This is a genomic window from Streptomyces beigongshangae (genome assembly GCF_019710745.1).
GTDB lineage: Bacteria > Actinomycetota > Actinomycetes > Streptomycetales > Streptomycetaceae > Streptomyces > Streptomyces beigongshangae.
In genome coordinates this window covers 1-22065 of the sequence record NZ_JAHKJW010000045.1, presented here as the reverse complement: position 1 = coordinate 22065, position 22065 = coordinate 1, and the positions used below count along the sequence as shown (strand labels likewise).

16 protein-coding genes are annotated in these 22065 nt (G+C 72.5%); 12 read left to right on the top strand and 4 right to left on the bottom strand.

Features of this window, described 5'->3' with window-relative positions; translation table 11 throughout:
• Nucleotides 1-15 precede the first annotated feature (15 nt).
• From KM933_RS28665 to KM933_RS28655, 3 genes are all read right to left on the bottom strand, one after another.
• The gene (locus KM933_RS28665; protein WP_221357487.1) at nucleotides 16-3096 is read right to left on the bottom strand and encodes an alpha-mannosidase; all 3081 of its coding nucleotides are present in this window, start codon (nucleotides 3094-3096) and stop codon (nucleotides 16-18) included.
• Between the two features lie 50 nt (nucleotides 3097-3146).
• Nucleotides 3147-4484, bottom strand: coding sequence for a 6-phospho-beta-glucosidase (locus tag KM933_RS28660; RefSeq protein ID WP_221357485.1), 1338 nt, complete (start codon nucleotides 4482-4484; stop codon nucleotides 3147-3149).
• A 166-nt stretch (nucleotides 4485-4650) separates the two neighbouring features.
• Complete coding sequence (locus KM933_RS28655; RefSeq protein ID WP_221357483.1) at nucleotides 4651-5400, bottom strand: DeoR/GlpR family DNA-binding transcription regulator; 750 nt, start codon at nucleotides 5398-5400, stop codon at nucleotides 4651-4653.
• 148 nt (nucleotides 5401-5548) lie between these two features.
• Here KM933_RS28655 and KM933_RS28650 point away from each other — a divergent pair, with 148 nt between their 5' ends.
• The 5 genes from KM933_RS28650 to KM933_RS28630 all read left to right on the top strand — a co-directional run bounded on the left by KM933_RS28650 (nucleotide 5549) and on the right by KM933_RS28630 (nucleotide 12843).
• Complete coding sequence (locus tag KM933_RS28650; protein ID WP_221357481.1) at nucleotides 5549-6595, top strand: carbohydrate kinase family protein; 1047 nt, start codon at nucleotides 5549-5551, stop codon at nucleotides 6593-6595.
• A gap of 101 nt (nucleotides 6596-6696) precedes the next feature.
• Nucleotides 6697-7983 (top strand): extracellular solute-binding protein, encoded by a 1287-nt coding sequence (locus KM933_RS28645; RefSeq protein ID WP_221357479.1) that lies wholly within the window; start codon nucleotides 6697-6699, stop codon nucleotides 7981-7983.
• On the top strand, nucleotides 7983-8945 hold the full coding sequence (locus KM933_RS28640; RefSeq protein WP_221357477.1) for a carbohydrate ABC transporter permease: 963 nt from the start codon (nucleotides 7983-7985) through the stop codon (nucleotides 8943-8945). Before KM933_RS28645 ends, KM933_RS28640 begins: the two co-directional genes overlap by 1 nt.
• 14 nt (nucleotides 8946-8959) lie before the next feature.
• Nucleotides 8960-9889, top strand: a complete 930-nt coding sequence (locus tag KM933_RS28635; RefSeq protein WP_221357474.1) for a carbohydrate ABC transporter permease — start codon at nucleotides 8960-8962, stop codon at nucleotides 9887-9889.
• Nucleotides 9889-12843 (top strand): glycoside hydrolase family 2 TIM barrel-domain containing protein, encoded by a 2955-nt coding sequence (locus KM933_RS28630; protein ID WP_221357473.1) that lies wholly within the window; start codon nucleotides 9889-9891, stop codon nucleotides 12841-12843. Before KM933_RS28635 ends, KM933_RS28630 begins: the two co-directional genes overlap by 1 nt.
• Nucleotides 12844-12941: 98 nt before the next feature.
• Here KM933_RS28630 and KM933_RS28625 read toward each other — a convergent pair whose 3' ends face one another.
• Nucleotides 12942-14534 (bottom strand): acyl-CoA synthetase, encoded by a 1593-nt coding sequence (locus KM933_RS28625; RefSeq protein WP_221357471.1) that lies wholly within the window; start codon nucleotides 14532-14534, stop codon nucleotides 12942-12944.
• Nucleotides 14535-14809: 275 nt separating this feature from the next.
• Between KM933_RS28625 and KM933_RS28620 the strand changes: the two genes are divergently transcribed.
• The 7 genes from KM933_RS28620 to KM933_RS28590 all read left to right on the top strand — a co-directional run.
• A complete protein-coding gene (locus KM933_RS28620) occupies nucleotides 14810-15244 on the top strand; it encodes a MarR family winged helix-turn-helix transcriptional regulator (protein WP_221357550.1) in 435 nt (144 codons plus the stop codon).
• 15 nt (nucleotides 15245-15259) lie between these two features.
• Nucleotides 15260-16018, top strand: a complete 759-nt coding sequence (locus KM933_RS28615) for an IclR family transcriptional regulator (RefSeq protein WP_221357468.1) — start codon at nucleotides 15260-15262, stop codon at nucleotides 16016-16018.
• 93 nt (nucleotides 16019-16111) lie between these two features.
• Nucleotides 16112-17026 carry a DUF72 domain-containing protein gene (locus KM933_RS28610; protein ID WP_221357466.1) on the top strand — a complete coding sequence of 305 codons (915 nt, stop codon included), beginning with the start codon at nucleotides 16112-16114 and terminating at the stop codon, nucleotides 17024-17026.
• Nucleotides 17027-17127: 101 nt separating this feature from the next.
• Entirely contained in the window at nucleotides 17128-18525 is a 1398-nt protein-coding gene (locus tag KM933_RS28605; RefSeq protein ID WP_221357464.1) for a glycoside hydrolase family 16 protein, read from the top strand.
• 573 nt (nucleotides 18526-19098) lie between these two features.
• Nucleotides 19099-20841, top strand: coding sequence for a glucose-6-phosphate dehydrogenase (zwf, locus tag KM933_RS28600; RefSeq protein WP_260334286.1), 1743 nt, complete (start codon nucleotides 19099-19101; stop codon nucleotides 20839-20841).
• Nucleotides 20838-21770: a glucose-6-phosphate dehydrogenase assembly protein OpcA gene (gene opcA, locus KM933_RS28595; RefSeq protein WP_221357462.1), complete on the top strand. Its 933-nt coding sequence runs from the start codon at nucleotides 20838-20840 to the stop codon at nucleotides 21768-21770. The genes zwf and opcA overlap by 4 nt, the downstream gene beginning before the upstream one ends.
• 91 nt (nucleotides 21771-21861) lie before the next feature.
• The coding region (locus tag KM933_RS28590) for an NAD(P)-binding domain-containing protein (RefSeq protein ID WP_260334293.1) at nucleotides 21862-22065 on the top strand (204 nt) is incomplete at its 3' end.

Below are 22065 nucleotides of genomic sequence, written 5' to 3'. Positions count from 1 at the left end.
TCCGCACGGGGGCGGTCACTCCTTGCCGACCGCCAGCCGCAGCGTCTGGATCTCGAAGGGGCGCAGTGTGACGGGGACGCCGTTCCCGTCCGTGTCCGCCGTCGACAGCGGGCGCTCCAGGAGGTCGGTGAGCTGGGCGCCGGCCAGCGGGAACCCCGTGCGCAGGGTGCCCCGGGCACGGCCGCCGCGCGACTCGTAGATCCGTACGACGACATCGCCCGAGGCGTCGTCGGCGATCTTGACCGCCTCGACGGTCACGCCCTCGCCGTCCACGGAGACGACCGGTTCGGGGGTGCCCGCCGAGTCGGCCACCCGCAGCGGCAGGTTGAGCGCATAGCCCTCGGCGACCGCGTCCTCGATGCTCGCGCCCGGCAGCAGCGCGTAGGTGAAGCGGTGCCTGCCCTGGTCGGCCCCCGGGTCCGGGATGCGCGGGGCGCGGACCAGGCTGAGCCGGACCGTGGTCGTCGTGCCCCCGTCCTCGCGGACGGTGCGGGAGACGTCGTGGCCGTACGTGGAGTCGTTGATGACCGCCACGCCGTAGCCGGGTTCGCCGAGATGGACCCAGCGGTGGCCGGAGACCTCGAAGCGGGCCGACTCCCAGCTGGTGTTGGTGTGCGTGGGCCGCTGGATGTGGCCGAAGGCGATCTCGGCGGACGAGTGGGCCGCCCGGATGTCCACCGGGAAGCCCGCCTTGAGGAACTTCTCGGCCTCGTGCCAGTCGATGTCCGTCTCGAAGTCGATACGGGGGCTGCCGGCGCGCAGGCTGATCGTCTGGGTGATGCGCGAGCCGTTGCCGAAGGAGCGCTCGACCCGGATCGCGCCGCGCAGCGGGTCCTCCTCGGCCACGGTCACGGACTCGGTGTCCAGCAGGTCCGTGTAGCGGTTCCGGTAGTGCTTGTCGACGTCCCAGGCGTCCCAGTGGTTCGGCAGGTCCGTGTGCAGCCGGAGCAGGTTGCCCCGGTCCGCGAGGACCTCCCGGCCGCCGGCCCGCAGGTCGCGCACGGAGGCCAGGGTGCCGTCCTCGGCGACCTCGACGCGGACCAGGCCGTTGTCGAGGACCCGGCCGGTGACCGTCACCGGGGTGGGCTCCTCACCCGAGCCGGAGCCCGAGCCCGAGCCCGAGCCGGAGCCGAGGGGCGCGCTGCCGTTCGCCGGGACCACGGTGTGCACCAGGGTGCCGTCGGCGGTGCGCACGACCTCCCGGCGCCCGACGGGGCTCGTGTTGAAGACGCGGGGGCTGCCGGTGCCGAGCGCGGCGACCGCCTCGGCGGTCAGTACCTCGACCTCCTCGGCGACGCGTGCGTACTCGGCCTCCGCCTCGCGGTGCACCCAGGCGATGGAGGAGCCCGGCAGGATGTCGTGGAACTGGTGGAGCAGGACCGTCTTCCAGAGCCGGTCGAGCTTCTCCCGCGGGTAGGTGTAGCCGGGCGCGTGCAGCGCGGCCGTCGTGGCCCACAGCTCCGCCTCGCGGAGCCGGTGCTCGCTCCTGCGGTTGCCCTGCTTGGTGCGGGCCTGCGAGGTGTAGGTGGCGCGGTGCAGCTCCAGATAGAGCTCGCCCACCCAGACGGGGGCGTCGGGGTACTCCGCGCGGGCCTTGGCGAAGAAGTCGTCGGGGTGCTCGACGACGACCTTGGGCGAGCCCTCCAGGTCGGCCAGCCGGCGGGCCCGTTCCATGATCTCACGGGTGGGGCCGCCGCCGCCGTCGCCGTGGCCGAAGGGTGCCAGTGAGCGCGTGCCGACGCCCTTCTCCCGGTAGTTGCGCGAGGCGAGGGCCATCTCCTCGCCGGTGAAGGAGGCGTTGTAGGTGTCGACCGGCGGGAAGTGCGTGAAGATCCGCGTGCCGTCGATGCCCTCCCACCAGAAGGTGTGGTGCGGGAACTTGTTGGTCTGGTTCCAGGAGATCTTCTGGGTGAGGAACCACTCGTTGCCGGCCAGTTTGGCGAGCTGCGGGTAGGACGCGGTGTAACCGAAGGAGTCCGGCAGCCACACGCCCTTGGTCTCGACGCCGAAGTGCTCGATGAAGAACCGCTTGCCGTGGACGAGCTGGCGGGCGACGGCCTCGCCGCCGGGCAGGTTGCCGTCGGCCTCGACCCACATGCCGCCGACCGGCGCCCACTGGCCCTTCTTGACGGCCTCCTGGATGCGGGCCCAGATCTTCGGGTAGTGGTCGCGCACCCACTCGTACTGCTGGGCCTGCGAGCAGGCGAAGACGAAGTCCTCGTACTCGTCGGCGAGCGAGGTGACGTTCGAGAAGGTCCGGGACGTCTTGCGCTTGGTCTCGCGGATCGGCCAGAGCCAGGCGGAGTCGATGTGCGCGTGGCCGACGCCGGAGACGGTGTGGGCACTGGCGTTGGCGGGCCTGGCCAGCACCGGCTCGAGGACGGCCCGTACGTCTGCCGCCGAGCCGGAGACGTCGTCGAGGTCCAGCAGGTCCATGGCCCGGTCCAGGGCGTGCGCGATCTCGTGCCGGCGCGGGTCGTGCTCACCCAGCTCCACCATCAGCTCGCGCAGCACCTGGAGGTCCAGGTCGAGGTGCCAGACCTCCTCGTCGAGGATCGCCAGGTCGGCGCGCGCGAAGGTGTAGAGGGGCTTGTCGCCCGCGGTGCGGACGTCGCCCATCGGGGTGATCTTCGAGAAGTCGTCGGCGAGGATGTCCGGGTTGGAGGCCGCCTCGACCAGGTAGTCGACGCTCTCGCCGCCGGTGGCGGGGTTGGCGATCGGCACGTACTGGTTCAGCGGGTTGACCGCCTTCAGCGGGGTGCCGTCCGCGAGGTGGACGAGGGCCTCGGCCTGGTTGCCGGGCCAGTCGCCGACGAAGCCGAGGTCGATGACCGCCTCCACGCGCCGCCCCGCCCACTCGGCGGGCACCCGTCCGCGCATCCGGAACCAGGTGGTGCCCCAGGGCGGGCCCCACGGGGTGCCCATCGCGAAGGGCTCGTACGCGGCGTCCGCGGCCTCCTCGAAGGGGACGGGCTCTCCCGGCGCCTGCCATGCCTCGACCTCGAAGGGCACGGCGGCGGCGTGGATCGCGGCTTTGACGCGCTGTTCGTGGAGGCGCTGGACGCGCTCCTCGATGCGCCGGCGTTCGTCGTGCATGAAAGTCTCCAGACGGCAGCAGGGGGAGGGAGCAGGGCGGGGGGTGGCGCCTACCTGAGGTAGGCCAGGCCGGGGTGGACCGCGGTGTACCCGTCGACCAGGTCGCGGGCGACGTTCACGGAGTCGACGAGCGGGTGCAGGGCGAATGCCTTCACGGCGGTCGCGCGCGAGCCGGAGTCGGCGGCGGCGAGCACCTCGCGCTCCACCGCCTTCACCGCGCACACCAGACCGGTCGCGTGGCCGGGCAGCGGGGCCACCGCGACCGGGTGCGCGCCGTTGGCGTCGACCAGGCAGGGGACCTCTATGACGGCGTCCGCGTCGAGCACCGAGAGGGTGCCCTGGTTGCGGACGTTGAGGATGAGCGTGGTGCGCTCGTCGCGGGCGATGGCCCGCATCAGGGCGAGCGCCACCTTCTCGTAGCCGCCGGACAGGTCGTCGGCGTCGCGCTCGCCGGCGCCCGCCGTCTCCCGGTTCTCGGACATGTAGGTGGCCTCGCGCTCGGCGCGCGTGCGGTCCCAGGCGGTGAGCGCCGCGCTGCCGGGCCGGGCCGTCTCCTCGTAGAACCGCGCCTGCTGGTCGCGCAGGAAGGCGCCGCGGGTCTGCTCCGCCCGGCTGTAGGCGCGGACCGTCTCGCGGTTGAAGTAGTAGTAGTGCAGGTACTCGTTGGGGATCGCGCCCAGGGAGCGGAGCCAGTCGGTGCCGAAGAGCTTGCCCTCCTCGAAGGAGCCGAGGAGGTCGGGGTCGGCGAGCAGGCGCGGCAGTTCGTCGCGTCCGGCGACGTGCAGTCCGCGGACCCAGCCGAGGTGGTTGAGGCCGACGTAGTCGATCCATGCCTCGCGCGGGTTCGCGCCGAGCACCCGGGCGATGCGGCGGCCGAGACCGACCGGTGAGTCGCAGATGCCGATGACGCGGTCGCCGAGGTGGCGGGACATGGCCTCGGTGACCAGTCCGGCCGGGTTGGTGAAGTTGATGAGCCAGGCGTCGGGCGCGAGCCGGGCCACCCGCCGGGCGATGTCGACGGCGACGGGTACCGTCCGCAGGCCGTAGGCGATGCCTCCGGCGCCGACCGTCTCCTGGCCGAGGACGCCCCGGTCGAGGGCGACCCGCTCGTCGGCGGCGCGGCCTTCGAGGCCGCCCACCCGGATCGCGGAGAAGACGAAGTCGGCGCCGCGCAGCGCCTCGTCGAGGTCCGTGGTGGCGGTCACCACGGGGGCGTCCGGGACGTCCGCCGCCTGCTCGGCGAGGACGCGGGCGACGGCGGAGAGCCGTCCCGCGTCCAGGTCGTGCAGGACGACGTCGGTGACGCGGCCCTCGCCGTGGTCCCCGAGGAGCGCCCCGTACACGAGCGGCACCCGGAACCCGCCGCCGCCCAGAATCGTCAGCTTCACGCAACTGCCCTTTCACTGTTCCGCGGGGCCGTCGGGCCACCGCGCCTGCCGGAGCCCGTCGGCCCCCCGCGCCTGCCCGAGCCCGTCGGACCCCCACGCACGCCGGTCACGCCGGCACCGCACGCACGCCGGTCGCACGGGCGCCGCAGTACCGCGCGCACGCCGGTCACGTGAGCACCACGCGTACGCCCGCCTCTTCCAGGGCGGCCCGCGTCCCGGCGTCCGCCGGTCCGTTGGTCACCACGACGTCCAGGTCCTCGGGCCCGCAGACCTTCGCCATCCCGGTGCCCGGGAACTTGGCGCGGTCGGCGAGCAGGACGACCCGGTCGGCCGCCCCGATCATGGCGCGCTTCACCGGTACCTCGACGACGGTCGTGTCCATCACCTGGCCGCCCGGCCGTACTCCACTGGTTCCCAGGAACAGCCAGTCCGCATGCAGCTGGCGCAGGTTGTCCTCGGTGAGGAAGCCGACCAGGGAGCGGTACTCGCGGCGGACCATGCCCCCGAGCAGCACGAGCTCGACGGCCTCGTCGTCCACCAGTTCCTCGTAGACCACCAGGTTGCTGGTGATCACGGTGATCCGGCGGCCGTGCAGCTGCCGGGCCAGCCGGTACGCGGTGGTGCCGATGTCGAGCAGCACGGACTGGCCGTCCTCGACGAGCGCCGCCGCGCGCTGGGCTATCGCGTCCTTCTCGGCCACGCGCACCTCGGCGACCTCGGCGAAGGGCTGGTCCCCCTCCTCGGCGACGGCACCGCCGTGCACCCGGGTGAGCAGGCCCTCCTCCTCCAGCTTGAGCAGGTCGCGCCGGATGGTGGCGGGGCTCACGCCGAGCTGCTCCGAGAGGTCGGTCACGGCCGCGGGGCCACCGGAGCGCAGGGCCCGCAGGATGAGTTGATGTCGTCGCTCTGCCAGCACGGGCTGAACAGTACTCGTCATTCCGAATCATTTCTATGCGCAGTTCTGCTCGACTCTTGCCAAATCAGCCAGATACGCGCACGATCCTGTCCACCGAAACACAATCCCGTGCACTGAAAATGAAGAGTTTTGACGAGAGGATGCGCTCGTGGGTGACGAACGGCCCGACGCGCGGCCCGATGTGCTGCTGACCGGGCTGCTCTTCTACGACCTCGTCCTGACCGGTCTGGGCAGGCCGCCGACCCCCGGCGAGGAGATCTGGACCGAGGGGATGGGCACGAGTCCGGGCGGGATCGCCAACCTGGCGGTGGCCGCGGCCCGTTATGGCCTGAAGACGTCCCTGGCCACGGTCTTCGGCGACGACTACTACGGCGCCCACTGCCGGCAGGTCCTCGCCGGCCAGGAGCACGTCGACCTCTCGCTCTCCCGCACCGCGGACGGCTGGCACACCCCGGTCACCGTCTCGATCGCGTACGGCCACGACCGGGCCCTGATCACCCACGGCCAGGAGCCGCCGTACTCGCAGGACGCGCTGATGGGCGATCCGCCCGCCGCGCGCACGGCCCTCGTGCACCTGGAGGCCGAGCCCCGCGAGTGGCTCGCCGGGGCCGCCGCGAACGGCACGAAGATCTACGCGGACGTCGGCTGGGACCCCAGCGAGCAGTGGTCCGCGGACCTCCTCGACCAGCTCGCCCTGTGCCACGCCTTCCTGCCGAACGAGGCCGAGGCGATGGCGTACACCCGTACCGACACCGCGAGCGGCGCGCTGCGCAGACTCGCCGAGCTGGTGCCGGTGGCCGTGGTCACCCGCGGCGGCGCCGGCGCGGTCGCCGTCGACCAGAGCACGGGCGAGTACGCGGAGGTGCCCGCCCTCGCCACCGACGTGCTGGACGCGACGGGCGCCGGCGACGTCTTCGGCGCGAGTTTCGTCGCGGCCTCGCTGGAGGGCTGGCCCCTGAAGGAGCGGCTGCGCTTCGCGGTGCTGGCCGCCGGACTCTCCGTACGCCGGCACGGCGGGGCGCTGGCCGCGCCCGGCTGGTACGGCGTCCACCGGTGGTGGCACTCGCTCGACGACCCGGACCTGCGGCGCGCGTACGGCTTCCTGGCCGACCGCCTGCCCGCCGATCCCGGCCCTCCGGTCCCCCACGCCCCGGTGACCCCACCCGCCCCCCACGGCTTTCCCGATCTCCCCTGACACGTCCGCTCCGACGCGCCCCCGGCGGTGCGTCCGCGCGACACGTCTCCCCGATGCGAACCGATGCGAAGACCGAACACATGCGAAAGGCGGTGGGAGCTGTGCGGCTCTCACGAAGGGGCCTGCTCCGCGCGGGTCTGGCCGGTACGGCCGCGACCGCGCTCGGCGGCCTGGCGTCCGGCTGCGCCGTACCGACCGGATCGACGGGCCGGAACATGGTCCTGTGGTACTGGAGCGGCGGCCTGAGCGACACCGTCGTCGAGAAGGCCAAGGCCCGTTACGACGACGCCGTCGACCTGGACGCGATCCAGATCGGCGGCTACTACCGCTCCAAGCTCATCACCACGATGACCGGCCAGGCCCACGTCCCCGACATCGCGGGCCTCAAGGGCGAGGACATGGCGTCCTACCTGCCGAACGCCGACCAGTTCGTGGACCTGCGCACACTGGGCGCGGAGAAGCTCAGGAGCCGGTACCTGGACTGGAAGTGGGAGCAGGCGGTCGCCCCGGACGGCAGTCTCATCGGCTTCCCCATCGACGTGGGTCCCGTCGTGCAGTTCTACCAGCCGGCCGTCTACGAGAAGGCCGGGCTGGCGCACGAACCGGAGGACGTCTCCAGGGAGATGGGCACCTGGGACCGCTTCTTCGCGGCGGGCGAGCAGTTGAAGAAGCGCGTCCCCGGGGCGTTCATCCTGACCGACGTCACCAGCGTCTTCGAGATGTCGATCGGGCAGGGCACCGAGCGGTTCGTGAACCGGGACAAGCACTTCATCGGCGACCGGGAGCACGTGCGCGTCTGCTGGGACCGGGCCGTGGAGGCCAAGCGGCGCGGGCTGGCGTCGAGCATCGTGACGGGCACGCCCGACGCGATCTCGGCCACCGAGAGCGGCAGGCTGCCGAGCCAGCTCAACGCCTCGTGGGCCGCGGGCGACCTCAAGCTCCAGTACCCGAGGACCGAGGGCAGGTGGCGGGTCGCGAACTGTCCCGGCGGCCCCTCGAACATCGGCGGCTCGTTCCTGGCGATCACCAAGGCGTGCCGGGAACCCGAGAAGGCATTCGAGATCATCACCTGGCTGCTCGGCGCGGAGAACCAGGCCCAGGGCTTCATGGACGCGGGACTCTTCCCGTCGACCCCCGCCTCGTACGGGATGCGGAAGCTCCGCGAGCCCGACCCGTTCTTCGGGGACCAGATCACGATGGACGTCCTCGGGCCGGCCGCGGAGAAGATCCCGGTCGCCTTCAACAGCCCGTACGACGTGGCGCTCGGACAGCCGGTCAGGGACGAGATCAAGAACGTCGGCGTCCTCGGCAAGGACCCGGACGAGGCATGGAAGGACGCCATGAGCAAGTGCCGGCGCATCGCGGACCACCTGGGGGTGAGCCGCTGATGGCCACCGCACCCCTGGTCGACGAGCCCCCGGCGCCCGCCGCCGGGCCGCCCCCCGCCAACCCCCGGAAGGGGATCCTCAGCTACTGGCGCCTGTACGCCGCGATCTCCCCCTTCTACCTCCTCTTCCTCGCCTTCGGCCTGATCCCGGTCGGCTTCTCGCTCTACCTGTCGTTCCACCGCTGGGACGGCCTCGGCCCGATGGAGTACGCGGGGCTCTCGCAGTACCGCTATCTGCTGAGCGACACCGACTTCTGGAGCTCGATCGGCAACACGCTGGTCATCTGGGCGCTGGCCACCTTCCCCATGATCTTCCTGGCGATGGTGACGGCCGTGATGCTCAACTCCGCGGTCCGCTTCAAGAACGTCTACCGCTTCGCGTACTTCCTGCCCAACGTCACCTCGGTCGTCGCCGTCGCGATCATCTTCGGCTCGGTCTTCTCGACCAACTTCGGCCTGGTGAACGCCCTGCTGCAGGCGGTCGGCCTCGACCAGGTGGCCTGGCTGAACACCCCGTGGGGCATCAAGGTCGCCATCGCCACCCTGATGACCTGGCAGTGGACCGGCTACAACGCGATCATCTTCCTCGCCGGACTCCAGACGATCCCCGGCGAGCTGTACGAGGCGGCGCGGATGGACGGCGCCGGGCCCGTGCAGACCTTCTTCCGGATCACGCTGCCGCTGATGCGGCCCGTGCTGCTGTTCGTGCTCGTCATCTCGACCGTCACCGGACTGCAGAGCTTCTCCGAACCGCAGGTGCTGCTGCAGTCCACGGCCAACGAGTCGACGTTCTCCGGCGGTCCCGACCACGCCGGCCGGACCATGGTCCTCTACTTCTTCCAGCAGACCTTCGACAACAACGACTTCGGTTACGGCGCCGCCGTGGCCTGGGGCATCTTCCTCGTCGTCGTCATCTTCTCGATCGTCAACTGGCGCCTGGTCCAGCGCCGGGGCGAGGACTAGGGAGGCCCGTCACCATGGCAACCACCGCACAGACCGAGCCCGCCCCCGGCGGGTCCACGCCCGACGGGTCCGCCGGCGCCGGGCCCACCGGACCCGCGCCCGGCAGGGGGACCCGCATCCGGGGCACCCAGCGCCGGGGCATCGCGCTCCACGCCTCCCTGTTCTTCGGGGTGCTGCTCTCCGCGTTCCCGTTCTACTGGGCCGTGATCATGTCGACGCACACGTCGACCGACATCTTCTCGTACCCGCCGAAGCTGCTGCCCGGCTCGCACTTCGGCGACAACCTCGGCAAGCTCTTCGACAGCATCGACTTCTTCGGGTCGATGGCCAACTCGCTGCTGGTCGCCGTCTCGGTGACGTTCCTCGTGCTGTTCTTCGACTCGCTGGCCGCCTTCGTCTTCGCGAAGTTCAGCTTCCCGGGCCGCCGCGTGCTGTTCGCGATGATGATGGCGATCTTCATGGTGCCGGCGCAGCTCGCGGCCATCCCACAGTTCGTGATCATGGCGAAGCTGGGCTGGATCGGCTCGATGACCTCGCTGATCGTGCCGGCCGCCGCGAACGCCTTCGGCATCTTCTGGATGCGGCAGTACATGAAGAGCGCGATCCACGACGAGCTGCTGGACGCCTCGAAGATCGACGGGGCGAGCTTCCTGCGCCAGTACTGGCACGTGGCCCTGCCCGTGGTCCGGCCGGGCCTCGCCTTCCTCGGCATCTTCACCTTCATGGGCCAGTGGAACGACTACGCCTGGCCGCTGATCGCCCTCACCGACCCGGGCAACGTGACCCTCCAGGTCGCCCTGTCCCAGCTCAACGGGGTCCACGGCACCACGGACTACGGGATGGTCATGACGGGTGCGGTGCTGGCCCTGATCCCCCTGCTGATCGTCTTCGCGATCGGCGCCAAGCAGATCATCGCCGACCTCGGCAAGGGAGCGATCCGCTGATGCCGCACGACCCCCTGCTCGCCCTGCGCCCCTGGGACTCCCCGGAGATCACCTCCTGGCGGCGGCTGCCGATGAACGCGGTGGACCGGCGCTCCGGCGCGCTCTGTCTGGACGGCTCCTGGCGCTTCGGGCTGCTGCCCTCGCCGGACGGCCTCCCGGCGGACGGCCCTCGGGCGGACGACCTCCCGGGCGGGTGGACGGTCACCGACGTGCCCGGCGCGTGGACCATGGAGAGCGCCGGGGACCCGCCCCAGTACACCAACGTGCGGATGCCCTTCGACGAGTTCCCTCCCCGCACGCCCGCCGCGAACCCGACGGGCGTGTACGAGCGGTCCGTGGACGTCCCCGCCGAGTGGACGGGCCGCCGGATCGTCCTCCAGGTCGGCGCCGCCGGGAGCGTGCTCCTCGTCCAGGTGGACGGCGTCCCGGTCGGTGTCTCCAAGGACTCCCATCTGGCCGCCGAGTTCGACCTGTCCGGCGTCGTGCGCCCCGGGCGGGCGGCGACCGTACGGCTCACGGTCGTCAAGTGGTCCGACGCCTCGCACATCGAGGACCAGGACCAGTGGTGGCACGCGGGGGTCACCCGTTCGGTGCTCCTGTACGCCACCGACCCGCTGCACCTCGCGGACGTGACCGTGCGCGCGCGCCGGGACGGCCGGCTGCGGGTGGACTGCGCGGTGCGCGACGCGGCGGGAGCGCTGCCCGCGGGCTGGTACGTCACCGCGGCCCTGGACGGCCGGCCGCTGACCCGGGACACGGAGTTCGACCGCCTCAACGCCGAGGACATGCGGGTGTCCGACTTCCTCGGCGAGGCACGGCTGCGGACCGTCGTGGAGGACGTGCGCCCGTGGAGCGCCGAGACGCCCGAGCTGTACGGCCTGGCCGTGCGGCTGCACCGGGCCGACGGCTCCGTCGCCGACACCTCGCACCACCGGGTCGGCTTCCGGGACGTCGACATCGTCGGCCGGGACCTGCTGGTCAACGGCGAGCGGATCTACGTCCGGGGCGTGAACCGCCACGACTTCCACCCGCTGACCGGGCGCACGGTCACGGTGGAGGACATGCGCGCGGACCTGGTCCTGCTCAAGCGGTTCGGCTTCAACGCGGTGCGCACCTCCCACTACCCGAACGACCCGGCGCTGTACGACCTCGCCGACGAACTGGGCTTCTACGTCGTCGACGAGGCGGACATCGAGTCGCACGACCACGCCCACGAGATCGCCGACGACCCGCGCTACCTGGCCGCGTTCGTGGACCGGGTCTCGCGGATGGTGCTGCGGGACAAGAACCACCCGTCCGTGATCATCTGGTCGCTGGGCAACGAGTCCGACTACGGCGCCAACCACGATGCCGCGGCGGGCTGGGTGCGGCGCCACGACCCGACCCGGCCGGTCCAGTACGAGGGGGCCGCCAAGGTCGACTGGGCGGACCCGGCCCTCGCGTCCGACATCGCCTGCCCGATGTACGCGCCGATCGAGGACTGCGTCGCGCACGCCCTGTCGGGCCGGCAGACCAAGCCGCTCATCCAGTGCGAGTACTCGCACGCGATGGGCAACAGCAACGGCACGCTCGCCGACACCTGGGCCGCCATCGAGTCCACCCCGGGCCTTCAGGGCGGCTTCATCTGGGAGTTCTGGGACCACGGCATCCTCCAGCGGGTGTCCGACGGCCGGCCGGCCGGGCGCGCCGGCGCGGGGCTGTACGGCAACGGCGTCACCGCCCCCGGTCACCGCTGGGCGTACGGCGGCGACTTCGGCGAGACGGTCCACGACGGGGCGTTCATCGCGGACGGCGTGGTGTTCCCCGACCGGACCCCCAAGCCCGTGATGTACGAGCACCGGGAGATCGCGGGGCCGGTCCGCCTCACGTACGGGGAGGGGGTGCTCCGGGTCCACAACCACCAGCACTTCCGGAGCCTGGAGTGGCTGGCCGGCGAATGGCTGCTGGTGCGCGCCGACGGCACGGCGCTCGGCGCGCCAGCCGAGCTGCCCGAGGTGGGGCCGGGCGGGTCCGCGGAGGTCCCGCTGCCGTTCCCGCTGCCCGAACCGGGCGCCGGGGAGGTCTGGCTGACCCTACGGGTCACCACCGCGGACGACGAGGCGTGGGCGCCGTCCGGCACGGAGGTGTGCCTGCCGCAGGTCCGGCTGGGCGCCGCGGTCGCCGAAGCGCCGCCGGAGGCCGCGTCCGGACCGGCCGTCACGCTGGACGGGGACGCGCTGCTGGTCCACCCCCTGCTGGTCTCGGCGCCCGTCCTCTCCCTCTGGCGGGCGCCCACCGACAACGACGAACTGGGCGGCATGGCGGCCCGCTGGCACGACTGGGGGCTCGACGCGCTCGTGCGCGAGGTGGTGGACGTGCGCGAGGACGGCGCCCGGGTCGTCGTGCGCAGCGTGTACGCGACCGGGGCCGGGCCCGTCCGCCACGAGCAGGTGTTCACCCCCGTCACCGGCGGTGTGCGCGTCGAGGAGTCGGCCGAACTGCCGGCGGGCCTCGACGACGTGGCGAGGGTCGGCACGGTCTTCGAGACGGTTCCCGGACTCGACGTCCTGGACTGGTACGGCCAGGGCCCCTGGGAGTCGTACCCGGACCGGAGCGCCGGGGCGCCCGTGGGACACCACTCGCTCCCGGTGGACGAGCTGTTCACGCCGTACCTGCGGCCGCAGGAGAGCGGCGGCCGGCACGGGGTGCGCCGGTTCACGCTGTCGGCGCCGGACGCCACGGGTCTTGCCGTGGAGCTGGGGGCGCCGGCGCAGGTGTCCGTCAACCGGTACCGGGCCGGGGACCTGGCGGCCGCCGCGCACCACGACGAGCTGGTTCCGCGGCCGGGCTGCGTGGTGCACCTCGACGCCGCGCACCGGGGTCTCGGCACGGCGTCGTGCGGACCCGACACGTCGGCCGGGTACCTGATCGCGCCGGGCACCCACCGGTGGGCGTGGACGCTGCACGTGCTGTGACCGGGCCGTGAGGATGCCGGAGGCACGGCGGGAACCGTGTCCCGGCGCCCCTCGGGGACCGTGACCGGCGGGCGTGCGGTGGGGTGGGACCACCGGCGTCAGGGCGGTCCGGACCCGTCCGGCCCTCCTGGCGCGGGAGCCGGCGGACCGCCTCCCGGATCCGGTGCCGGTACGGCCGCCCGGCCGGGAGCGGCCCCGTAGCGCTCGCGGAGCCGGGACTTGAGCAGTTTGCCGGAGGCGGTCCGCGGCAGTTCGTCCGCGAGCACCACCGACTTGGGGATCTTGTACTTGGCGAGGCGTCCGGCCAGGGACGCCAGGACCTCGCCGGGGTCGAGCGCGACGCCCTCGCGCGGCACGACGACCGCACGCGGCACCTCACCCCACGTCTCGTCGGGCACGCCGATGACCGCGCACTCGACGACGTCGGGGTGGGCGAGGAGCCGGTCCTCGACCTCGGCGGGGTAGATGTTCTCCCCACCGGAGACGATCATGTCCTTGATGCGGTCGACGACGGTCACGTAACCGTCCTCGTCGATCCGCGCGGCGTCCCCGCTGCGCAGCCACCCGTCGCTGAAGGCGGCCGCGGTCTCCTCCGGCAGCCCCCAGTAGCCGGGCATGACGTGGGGTCCCCGTACGACGATCTCGCCGGTCTCGCCGACGCCGGCCGGGGTGAGGTCGGGCCGTACGACCCGCACGTCGCTGAAGAAGTGCGGCACCCCGGCCGACCCCGCCTTGGCCACCGCGTGCCCGGCGTCCAGGAGGAGCACCCCGGGCGATGCCTCGGTCATGCCGTACCCCTGGAGGAAGGTGAGGCCCCGCGCCTGGTAGGCGGCGATGAGCGGGGTCGGCACGGGCGCCCCGCCGCAACTGAGCGTCCGCAGCGAGGACAGGTCGGCGCCGGCCCAGCGCGGGTGCCGGGCCATCCGCTCGAACATGGTGGGCACGCCGAACATGAAGGTGATCCGGTGCCGTTCGACCAGGTCCAGGGCCGCTCCCGGGTCGAAGGCGCCGACCAGGACGCAGGTGCCGCCCTTGAGCAGCACCGGGAGCGTCAGCATGTTCAGGCCCGCCGTGTGGAACAGCGGGGCGCAGACCAGCGCGCGTTCGTCCGCGGACAGGTCCTGGTCGACCAGGACGTTGACGGCGTTCCAGGTCAGGTTGGCGTGGGTGAGCATCGCGCCCTTGGGGCGGCCCGTCGTCCCCGAGGTGTACATGATGACGCAGACGTCGTCGGCGGTGACGGGCTCGTCGAAGGGTTCGTCCGGGGCTCCGCCGAGCAGCCGCTCGTACTCGGCGCCGACTTCGACGTACGTACGCACGGTGCCGGCGCCCGGCGCCCCCGCACCCCGCGCTTGCGCGCCCGGCACCCCGTGCACCAGGACCTCCGCGCCCGAGTCGGCCAGCTGGTGGGCGATCTCGGGTCCGGCGAGACGCGTGTTGAGCGGGACGAAGACCGCGCCGAGCGTACCCGCCGCGAACAGGGTCTCCAGGTAGGAGGGGTGGTTGGGACCCAGGTAGGCGACCCGGTCGCCCCGGCGCACCCCGCGGGCGCGCAGGACGTGCGCGAGGCGGGTGGTGCGCTCGTACAGCCCGCCGTACGTGAACGCCGTGCCGTGGTGGACCAGGGCGGTGCGGTGCGGGGTGCTGCGGGCCCGGCGGGCCGGCCACGACCCCAGTCCCTCATTGCGCACGGCGGTCCCTTCGGCGGGGGTGCGGGACGCAGGGCGCGGGATGCGTCCCGGACGGCACCGGGACCGAAGCTAGGGACAACGGTTGTCGAGGTCAATAGTTGTTGCCGTTCGGTCCGTACGTCATGCTGGTCCCTGCCGAGCACACCGTGCGCCGGCGCGCACGCAGCACCGCGCCCCCCTTCCCCGGGGCCAGGACCAGGGAGCCCGTCATCACCCGCCAGCCCCGTGCCACCGACCCCGCCGCGGGTGCCGCCGCCGACGACCGGGAGCCGTGGATGCGCGGGCTGCACGCGGACACCGGTTACCTGCTGTACCGGCTGGGCCTGCGCTCGGGCCGGCTGTTCAACGCGTTCCTCCAGGAGTCGGGGCTGCGGCTGCGTCACTACGCGCTGCTGCGCTACCTGGCCACCTCCGAGGGCGCGCTCCAGCGGGAGCTGAGCTCGCGGCTCGGCTACGACCCCAGTGCGATCGTCGGTCTGGTCGACGACCTGGAGGGGCTCGGGTTCGCCGAGCGCCGCCCCTCCCCCGGCGACCGCCGCAGCCGCACCGTGGCGCTGACCGGGGCCGGCCGGACCTTCCTGCGCGACACCGACGAGGCCGGACGGCGCGTGACGAACGACCTGCTCCGCCCCCTCGACCCGGCCGAGCGGGACGTCCTGCACACCCTGCTGCGCCGCGTCGCCGAGACCGGGCCCGGCACCGGCTCCTGACCGGGCCCGCGGTCCATGGCCCCGCGGTCCGCCCCCGGCCGTCTGCTGGCCGTGCTCGCCGCCTTCGACCACGAGCACCCGGCGCTCTCCCTCACGGACATCGGCCGCCGGGCCGGACTCCCCCTGTCCACCGCGCACCGGCTCGTGGCCGTGCTCACCGACTGGGGCGCCCTGGAGCGCGACGCGGACGGGATCTACCACGTGGGCCTGCGGCTGTGGGAGACGGCGGCGCTCGCCCCGCGCGGGCTCGCGCTGCGGCAGGCCGCCCTGCCGTACCTGGAGGACCTCTACGAGGCCACGCACGAGAACGTGCAGCTGGCGGTGCGCGACGGCGCCGAGGTCGTCTACACCGAGTGGCTCTCCGGCCGCTCGGCCGTGGGCGTGCGGATCCGGGTGGGCGCGCGCTGGCCGCTGCACGCGACCGGCGTGGGACTGGCGCTGCTGGCCCACTGCGAACCGGCGTTCCAGGAGGCGTACTGCGCCGGTCCGCTCGCCGCGTTCACCCCGTACACCCTCACGGACCCGGCCGCGCTGCGCCGCGCCCTCGCCGAGGTCCGGCGCACCGGGGCGGCGGTGAGCGACCGCCAGATCACGGACGACGCGCTGTCGGTGGCCGCGCCGGTGCGCGGCGCGGGCGGCACGGTGGTCGCCGCGGTCTCCGTCGTGGTGCCCGAACGGGGGGCGCGGACCACGGCGTTGGTCCCCGCGGTACGGCTCGCCGCGCGCGGGATCTCCCGGGCGCTCGGGTGGCGGCCGAACCCGCCGGGTGCCTGAGGGCGGCACCGCCGGACCCGGGGTTCCCGCCGGGCACCGGGACCCGTGCCGTGCGTACAGGTGTCGGGCGGCGTCCCCGGGTACTGGTGGGGCATGGGACACACATTCGTCGGCACCTGTTCGTGGACGGACCCGAAGCTGGTGGCCAGTGGCTGGTACCCGTCGGGGAGCCGGGACGCGGAGGGCAGGCTGCGGTACTACGCCGAGCGCTTCCCCGTCGTGGAGGTGGACTCCACGTACTACGGCCTGCCCAGCGAGCGCAACGGCATCCTGTGGGCCGAACGGACCCCGGACGGCTTCCGGTTCGACGTGAAGGCGTTCTCGCTCTTCACCGGCCACCCCACCCGGGCCGCCGCCCTGCCCGCCGACCTGCGGCCCCTCCACGCCCGCGCCCCGGGCGACCCCGCACTGCTGGACGAACTGTGGCGGCGGTACACCACGGCACTCGAACCCCTGCGGCGGACCGGCCGGCTCGGCACGCTGCTGTTCCAGTTCCCCCCGTGGTTCCGGCCCGGCGACCGGGCCGGGGCCGTCCTGCGGGGGTGGGCGCGGCGGGCCGCCGGATGGCCGGTCGCCGTGGAGTTCCGGCACCCGGACTGGTGGCTGCCGCAGACGTGCGAGGCGTCCGCCGGTCTGCTCGCGGAGCTCGGTATGAGCACGGTCAGCGTGGACATGGCGCAGTCCGTCGCGGACGCCGTCCCGCCGGTCGACGTGGTCACCACGCCCCGGCTGGCGGTGGTGCGCTTCCACGGGCGCAGTGCGTCCTGGGGGACCGGGAGCAAGGAGGACCGCTTCCGGCACACGTACACGGCCGAGGAGCTGGCGCAGTGGCTGCCCCGGCTGCGTTCGATGGCCGAGCGCTCCGAGGAGCTGCACGTCCTCTTCAACAACTGCTGCGCCGACGCCGCCGTACGCGCCGCGGAGACGATGAGCGACCTGCTCCCGGCGTCGGTGCCGGCGTCGGCACCGGTACCGGCTGCCCCGGGCGGAAACCGCTTCACCTCTTGACGTCCGGGGTGCCGAAGAGCACATTGGCCGCGCAGCTGCGGTGAGAGCGCTCTCAAAAACACTCGCGCACCCCCACGTCCCGCACCCCCGGAGAGGTACCCATGAGGGAAACTTCCGGCACATCCGCACGGCGCGGCCGTACGCCCGCACGACGCGGCCGACTGCGGCGCACCCTCCTCGCCCTGGTCGCCGTGGTGAGCCTGGCGGCGGCCGGGCCCGCGGCCGCCGACGCGCCCGCGCCGCCCAGCGGCTGGACCCAGGTGTTCGTCGACGACTTCGACGGTGCCGCGGGCACCGGCGTCAACACCTCGAACTGGCAGTACGCGACCGGTCACGGCTACCCCGGCGGCCCCGCCAACTGGGGCACCGGCGAGATCGAGAACATGACGTCCAGCACGAACAACGTGGCCCTGGACGGCAGCGGCAACCTGCGCATCACCCCGCGGCGCGACGCCTCGGGCAACTGGACCTCGGGCCGCATCGAGACCAACCGCACCGACTTCCAGCCGCCCGCGGGCGGCAAGCTGCGCGTCCAGTCCCGCATCCAGATGCCGAACGTGACGGGCGCCGCCGCCCGCGGCTACTGGCCGGCGTTCTGGATGCTGGGCGCGCCCTACCGGGGCAACTACCAGAACTGGCCGAGCGTCGGCGAGCTGGACATCCTGGAGAACGTCCAGGGGCTCAACACCGTCTGGGCCACCATGCACTGCGGCACCAACCCGGGCGGCCCGTGCAACGAGACGACCGGCCTCGGCGGCTCGACCGCCTGCCCCGGCGCGACCTGCCAGGCGGGCTTCCACACGTACGGCATGGAGTGGGACCGCTCGACGGGCGTGGAGGAGATCCGCTTCTACGTCGACGGCATCAACTACCACACCGTGCGGGCCAACCAGGTCGACGCCACGACCTGGGCGAACGCCACGAACCACGGCTTCTTCATCATCCTGAACGTGGCGATGGGCGGCGGCTTCGTGGACGCCTTCGGCGGCGGTCCCGACGGTGCCACGGTGCCCGGTCACCCGATGGTCGTGGACTACGTCCAGGTGCTCACCTCGGGCGGCGGCACCACCCCTCCCCCGACCGGCAACCGTGACGCCTACAGCACGATCCAGGCCGAGTCGTTCGACGCGCAGAGCGGCACGTCCACCGAGGCCACCACCGACTCGGGCGGCGGCCGGAACATCGGCGCGCTCGCCAACGGCGACTGGGTGCAGTACAAGGGCGTCAACTTCGGCTCCTCCGCCGCCAGGCAGTTCACCGCGCGGGTGGCGAGCGGCGCGGGCAACGCCGTCAGCGGTCTGGTTGAGGTCCGCCTCGACAGCCGGACGAGCACGCCCGTCGGCAGTTTCGCCCTGGCCGGTACGGGGGGCTGGCAGAGCTGGCGGACCGTGCCCGCGAACATCAGCGGCGTCACGGGGACCCATGACGTCTATCTGACCTTCACCAGTGGCCAGCCGGCGGACTTCGTGAACGTGAACTGGTTCGTCTTCGCCCGCTGACAGCGCCTCCGGCAACACCTCCGACAGCACCTCCGCACAGAGGAATCCGGCCGTGGGGGACGGGCCGCCGGGCCCGTCCCCCACGGCCGTCGNCGTGGGGGACGGGCCGCGGGGCCCGCCCCCCACGGCCGTCGTGGTGGGCGCTCACCCGGATGCCAGTGCGGACCTGACCCCATCGGGCCCACCTGCGGGCCCGCTCCGAGGAAGCCGGGGCCGGCAGGGAAGAGGGAATCCATGTCCCGCTTCCCCGGAGACCGCCACAGGAGCACCCCCGCCGAATAAAAGTCATACTTTTAGAGTTGAAAGCAGCAGAACAGGCGGCGGGCCCGCGGCCCGGCCCGCCGTCGCGGCACGCGAGCAGTTGGAAGCCGAGGGAGTGGGCACCCGAATGATGTCGATGCCGTCCCCCCCGGGGCGCTCCGGCCCCTCCGCCGGCAGCCGTCCGGGAATCCCCGGTCGCCTTCCGCGGTTGATCCGCCCGTACGAAGGAAGATGATCACTGTGACCGAACCCACCACCAGCGCGGAGCCCGCCGGGCCCCGGCCCGTCGAGCAGCAAGGGAGTTGACGGGGGATGAGGAGGAAAGCGTCCAGGAAGGCAGCTGCGGAAGCGGCCGGGACGGCACCGGACACCCCGGACACCACCGCCCCGCCCACGGACACCGAAGCGCAGGAGGCCGCTCCGGCGGCCGCGGACAGCGGTACGGCGCCCGTCGTCACCGATGGCGAGGGGACGCCGGAGGCCGCCGCCGGCCCCGGGCCCGAGTCCCTCTCCGAGGCCCTGGCCCCCGCGGACGGCTGGGTCAACCCGCTGCGCGACCCCCAGGACCGCCGCCTCCCGAAGATCGCCGGGCCCTCCGGTCTGGTCATCTTCGGTGTGACGGGCGACCTGTCGCGCAAGAAGCTCATGCCGGCCGTCTACGACCTGGCCAACCGCGGACTGCTGCCGCCCGGCTTCTCCCTCGTGGGGTTCGCCCGGCGGGACTGGGAGGACGAGGACTTCGCCCAGATCGTGCACGACGCGGTCCGCGACCACGCGCGCACCGAGTTCCGCGAGGAGGTCTGGCAGCAGCTCGCCGAGGGCATGCGGTTCATCCCGGGCGACTTCGACGACGACCAGGCGTTCGAGCAGCTGCGTTCCGCCGTGGACGAGCTGGACAAGTCGCGGGGCACGAGCGGCAACTACGCCTTCTACCTCTCCGTACCGCCGAAGTTCTTCCCCAAGGTCGTCAAGCAGCTCAAGAAGCACGGCCTGGCCGAGGCCTCCGACGGATCCTGGCGGCGCGCGGTGATCGAGAAGCCGTTCGGCCGCGACCTCAGGAGCGCGCGCGAGCTGAACCGGGTCGTGCACGAGGTGTTCGACCCGGAGCAGGTGTTCCGGATCGACCACTACCTCGGCAAGGAGACCGTCCAGAACATCCTGGCGCTCCGCTTCGCCAACCAGATGTACGAGCCCGTCTGGAACCGGTCGTACGTCGACCACGTGCAGATCACCATGGCCGAGGACATCGGCATCGGCGGTCGCGCGGGTTACTACGACGGCATCGGGTCGGCCCGTGACGTCATCCAGAACCACCTCCTGCAGCTGCTGGCGCTGACCGCGATGGAGGAGCCCATCGCCTTCGACGCCGACTCGCTGCTCACCGAGAAGCTCAAGGTCCTCAAGTCCGTGAAGCTGCCGGAGAACCTGGGCGAGCACACCGTGCGCGGCCAGTACGCGGCGGGCTGGCAGGGCGGCGAGAAGGTCCGCGGTTACCTGGAGGAGGAGGGCATCGACCCCGGCTCCACGACCGACACGTACGCCGCGGTCAAACTGGAGCTGGACAACCGCCGCTGGGCGGGCGTCCCCTTCTACCTGCGCACCGGCAAGCGCCTGGGCCGGCGTGTCACGGAGATCGCCGTCGTCTTCCAGCGCGCCCCGCACTCCCCCTTCGACTCCGACGCCACCGAGGAGCTCGGCGCGAACGCGATCGTCGTCCGGGTGCAGCCCGACGAGGGCATGACGGTGCGCTTCGGGTCGAAGGTGCCGGGTACGTCGATGGAGATCCGGGACGTGTCGATGGACTTCGCGTACGGCGAGTCGTTCACGGAGTCCAGTCCGGAGGCGTACGAACGCCTGATCCTGGACGTACTGCTCGGTGACGCCAACCTCTTCCCCCGTCACCAGGAGGTGGAGGAGTCCTGGAAGATCCTCGACCCGATCGAGGAGTACTGGGACACGCACGGCAAGCCCGCGCAGTACGCCTCGGGCAGCTGGGGCCCCGGGGAAGCCGACGAGATGCTCGCACGAGACGGACGGAGCTGGCGCAGGCCATGAAGATCGACCTGAGCGACACCACCGCAAGCAAGATCAACAAGGCCCTCGTGCAGGGCCGCCGGGCCATCGGCACGCCTGCCGTGGGCATGGTCCTGACGATGGTCATCGTGACGGACGAGGAGAACGCCTACGACTCGATCAAGGCGGCCGAGGAGGCCTCGCACGAGCACCCCTCGCGCACCCTGGTCGTCATCAAGCGGCACGCCCGCACCCCGCGCGACCGCACGAACTCCCACCTCGACGCCGAGGTCCGGGTGGGGGCCGACGCCGGCACCGGTGAGACGGTCGTCCTGCGGCTGTACGGCGAGGTGTCCGACCACGCCGACTCGGTGGTCCTGCCGCTGCTCCTGGCGGACGCCCCGGTCGTCGTCTGGTGGCCGGTGGACGCGCCGCGGGTGCCGGTCAAGGACCCCCTGGGGGCGCTCGCCCAGCGCCGGATCACCGACATGTACGCCGTGGAGAACCCGCTGGAGGTCCTGGAGTCACGCGCCGCCGCGTACGCGCCGGGCGACACCGACCTGGCCTGGACCCGGCTGACGCCCTGGCGCTCCATGCTGGCCGCCGCCCTCGACCAGGCCCGTACGGAGGTCACCTCCGCCGCCGTCGAGAGCGAGGCCGAGAACCCGAGCGCCGAACTGCTGGCCCGCTGGCTGGAGGCCCGTCTGAAGGTCGAGGTCGAGCGGGTCGTGACGGCCGGGCCCGTGGTCACCGCCGTACGGCTCGGCACCGGCAACGGCGAGATCGTCATCGACCGGCCCGAGGGCCCCCTCGCCACGCTGTCCCTGCCGGGACAGCCCCCGCGCACCCTCGCGCTGAAGGTCCGCAGCACCTCCGAGCTGATCGCCGAGGAACTGCGCCGGCTCGACGCGGACGACATGTACGCCGTCGCCCTGCGCAGGGACGACGCCGCGAGGGGGAGTTGTGCCTGACGCCGCCCCGGGGCCCGTCCCCGCCCCGTCCACCCCCGCCCCCGTGGCCACCCACCGCACCCTCCGGAAGAAGTGAACTGACATGACTGCGATGCAACTCGGTCTCATCGGCCTCGGCAGGATGGGCGGCAACATGCGCGAGCGCATCCGCCGCGCGGGCCACACCGTCATCGGATACGACCGCAACCCCGACCTCGCCGACGTGAGCAGTCTGACCGAGCTCGTGGGCAAGCTCGAAGGCCCGCGGGTGGTGTGGGTGATGGTCCCGGCGGGTGCTGCCACCCAGGGCGTCATC

Bases quoted from the DNA above. Each gene is read 5' to 3' on its own strand.
- KM933_RS28665 (WP_221357487.1), bottom strand. From the start codon at position 3,096: ATGCACGACGAACGCCGGCGCATCGAGGAGCGCGTCCAGCGCCTCCAC.
- KM933_RS28640 (WP_221357477.1), top strand. From the start codon at position 7,983: ATGGCCACCGCACCCCTGGTCGACGAGCCCCCGGCGCCCGCCGCCGGG.
- KM933_RS28635 (WP_221357474.1), top strand. From the start codon at position 8,960: ATGGCAACCACCGCACAGACCGAGCCCGCCCCCGGCGGGTCCACGCCC.
- KM933_RS28630 (WP_221357473.1), top strand. From the start codon at position 9,889: ATGCCGCACGACCCCCTGCTCGCCCTGCGCCCCTGGGACTCCCCGGAG.
- KM933_RS28620 (WP_221357550.1), top strand. From the start codon at position 14,810: ATGCGCGGGCTGCACGCGGACACCGGTTACCTGCTGTACCGGCTGGGC.
- KM933_RS28615 (WP_221357468.1), top strand. From the start codon at position 15,260: ATGGCCCCGCGGTCCGCCCCCGGCCGTCTGCTGGCCGTGCTCGCCGCC.
- KM933_RS28610 (WP_221357466.1), top strand. From the start codon at position 16,112: ATGGGACACACATTCGTCGGCACCTGTTCGTGGACGGACCCGAAGCTG.
- KM933_RS28605 (WP_221357464.1), top strand. From the start codon at position 17,128: ATGAGGGAAACTTCCGGCACATCCGCACGGCGCGGCCGTACGCCCGCA.
- zwf (WP_260334286.1), top strand. From the start codon at position 19,099: ATGAGGAGGAAAGCGTCCAGGAAGGCAGCTGCGGAAGCGGCCGGGACG.
- opcA (WP_221357462.1), top strand. From the start codon at position 20,838: ATGAAGATCGACCTGAGCGACACCACCGCAAGCAAGATCAACAAGGCC.